The 2,616-nt window shown below is 69.7% G+C and carries 2 protein-coding genes; both read left to right on the forward strand.

Features of this window, described 5'->3' with window-relative positions; genetic code table 11:
• Positions 1-184: 184 nt before the first annotated feature.
• Positions 185-2,059, forward strand: a complete 1,875-nt coding sequence (gene lepA, locus AB4880_RS06470; RefSeq protein ID WP_367918395.1) for a translation elongation factor 4 — start codon at positions 185-187, stop codon at positions 2,057-2,059.
• Positions 2,056-2,556, forward strand: coding sequence for a GNAT family N-acetyltransferase (locus AB4880_RS06475; RefSeq protein WP_367918396.1), 501 nt, complete (start codon positions 2,056-2,058; stop codon positions 2,554-2,556). Before lepA ends, AB4880_RS06475 begins: the two co-directional genes overlap by 4 nt.
• The last annotated feature ends 60 nt before the right edge of the window (positions 2,557-2,616 follow it).

Here is a 2,616-nt window from a genome sequence, read left to right on the forward strand (position 1 = left end):
GCACCGGCCAGGAGCGCGGCGCCGCGGAGGATCGAGCGGCGGGAGGCGAGGTCAGGGGAGTCCGAGGTCATGCGCCCAGACCATCGCCTCCGGGCGAACGCGGGGGTGCGCGACAGGGGAGTCGGGGGTGAACCGCGGGCGGCGAATTCTTGAACCCGCCCGACCCTGGAAGAATGGCCGGACCATGTCCGTATCCTCCGCCCCGCAGCCGGGTCACACCGACCCGGCGATCATCCGCAACTTCTGCATCATCGCGCACATCGACCACGGCAAGTCGACGCTGGCCGACCGGATGCTGCAGCTGACCGGCGTCGTCGGCGAGCGCGAGGCGAAGGCGCAGTACCTCGACCGGATGGACATCGAGCGCGAGCGCGGCATCACCATCAAGTCGCAGGCCGTGCGGATGCCGTGGACGGTCGTCGACGGCAACGAGGAGGGCGCCGAGCCCGGCACCTACATCCTCAACATGATCGACACCCCGGGCCACGTCGACTTCACCTACGAGGTGTCGCGGTCGCTGCAGGCGTGCGAGGCCGCGATCCTGCTGGTCGACGCCGCCCAGGGCATCGAGGCCCAGACGCTGGCCAACCTCTACCTCGCCATGGGCGCCGACCTCCACATCATCCCGGTGCTCAACAAGATCGACCTGCCCAGCGCCAACGTCGAGAAGTACGCCCTCGAGCTGGCCAACCTCGTCGGCTGCGAGCCCGAGGACGTGCTGCTCACCTCGGCCAAGACCGGCGTGGGTGTCGAGCGGCTGCTCAACGAGATCGTGCGCCAGGTCCCGGCTCCGGTCGGTGACGCCGACGCGCCGGCGCGCGCCCTGATCTTCGACTCGGTCTACGACACCTACCGCGGCGTCGTGACCTACGTCCGGGTGGTCGACGGCGAGCTGTCCCACCGCGACAAGATCAAGATGATGTCGACCGGCGCGCTGCACGAGATGCTCGAGGTCGGCGTGATCAGCCCCGAGCCGATGAAGGCCGCCAAGCTCGGCGTCGGCGAGACCGGCTACCTCATCACCGGCGTCAAGGACGTCCGCCAGTCGCGCGTCGGTGACACGGTCACCGTGTCCTCGCGCCAGGCGACCGAGCCGCTGGGCGGCTACGAGCACCCCAACCCGATGGTCTTCGCGGGCCTCTACCCGATCGACGGCGACGACTACCCGACGCTGCGCGACGCGCTGGAGAAGCTCCAGCTCAACGACGCGGCGCTCACCTTCGAGCCCGAGACGTCCGGCGCGCTGGGCTTCGGCTTCCGCTGCGGCTTCCTCGGCCTGCTGCACATGGAGATCACCCGCGAGCGGCTCGAGCGCGAGTTCAACCTCGACCTCATCTCGACCGCGCCCAACGTGGTCTACGAGGTGCACATGGAGGACGGCACCGTCCACATCGTCACCAACCCGAGCGAGTACCCCGAGGGCAAGATCGCCGAGGTCCGCGAGCCGATCGTCAACGCCACGATCCTCGCGCCCGCCGACTACATCGGCACGATCATGGAGCTGTGCCAGCAAAAGCGCGGCAACCTGCTCGGCATGGACTACCTCTCCGAGGACCGCGTCGAGATGCGCTACACGCTCCCGATGGGCGAGATCGCGTTCGACTTCTTCGACCAGCTCAAGTCCAAGACCAAGGGCTACGCCTCGCTCAACTACGAGCGCTCCGGCGACCAGGCCTCCGACCTGGTCAAGGTCGACATCCTGCTCCAGGGCGAGCCGGTCGACGCCTTCTCCGCGATCGTCCACAAGGACGCCGCCTACTCCTACGGCGTGATGATGGCCGGCAAGCTGAAGGACCTCATCCCGCGCCAGCAGTTCGAGGTGCCGATCCAGGCCGCCATCGGCGCCCGCGTGATCGCCCGCGAGAACATCCGCGCCATCCGCAAGGACGTCCTCGCCAAGTGCTACGGCGGTGACATCACCCGCAAGCGGAAGCTGCTCGAGAAGCAGAAGGAGGGCAAGAAGCGGATGAAGATGGTCGGCCGCGTCGAGGTGCCGCAGGAGGCCTTCGTCGCCGCGCTGTCCACCAGCGGCCCGGCCGGCGACAAGCCGAAGAAGTGAGCCTGCGCCCGGTCCGCGACGACCAGTGGGACGTCGTCGCGTGGCTGTGGCAGGACTTCCGGCACGACCTCGGCGCGGTCGTCAACGGCTTTCCGTACGCCGACGGGCGCTACCGGCACGAGTGGCTCGACGAGTACCCCGCGCCCGACCGGTGCGGCTACCTGGCCTGGCAGCCCCACCCCAACACGGGTGAGGACGCGCCGGTCGCCTTCGCGCTGGTCCGCGGGCTCGACGCCGACGCGCGGGTGATGCAGGCCTTCTTCGTGGTGCCCGCTGCCCGCCGTACCGGCCTGGGGCGCGCGGTCGCGCGAGCGGTCGTCGACCGCCATCCGGGGCCGTGGGAGATCCCCTTCCAGCGCGACAACCTTCCCGCCGCCGCCTTCTGGCGCGCGGTCGCCACCGACGCCTGGGGCGGCGCGTGGACCGAGTCCGCGGAGCCGGTGCCGGGCCGTCCCGACGTACCGCCCGACCACTGGATCCGCTCCCACCGGAGCTAGGTGTTCTGTCCACGCAGGTTGGGCACGAGGTCGGCTGGTGACTTGCCGCCGAGTGCGGTG

Origin of the sequence: Nocardioides ginsengisoli, assembly GCF_039537225.1 — a bacterium.
Taxonomy (GTDB): Bacteria; Actinomycetota; Actinomycetes; order Propionibacteriales; family Nocardioidaceae; genus Nocardioides; species Nocardioides ginsengisoli.

Bases quoted from the DNA above. Each gene is read 5' to 3' on its own strand.
- lepA (WP_367918395.1), top strand. From the start codon at position 185: ATGTCCGTATCCTCCGCCCCGCAGCCGGGTCACACCGACCCGGCGATC.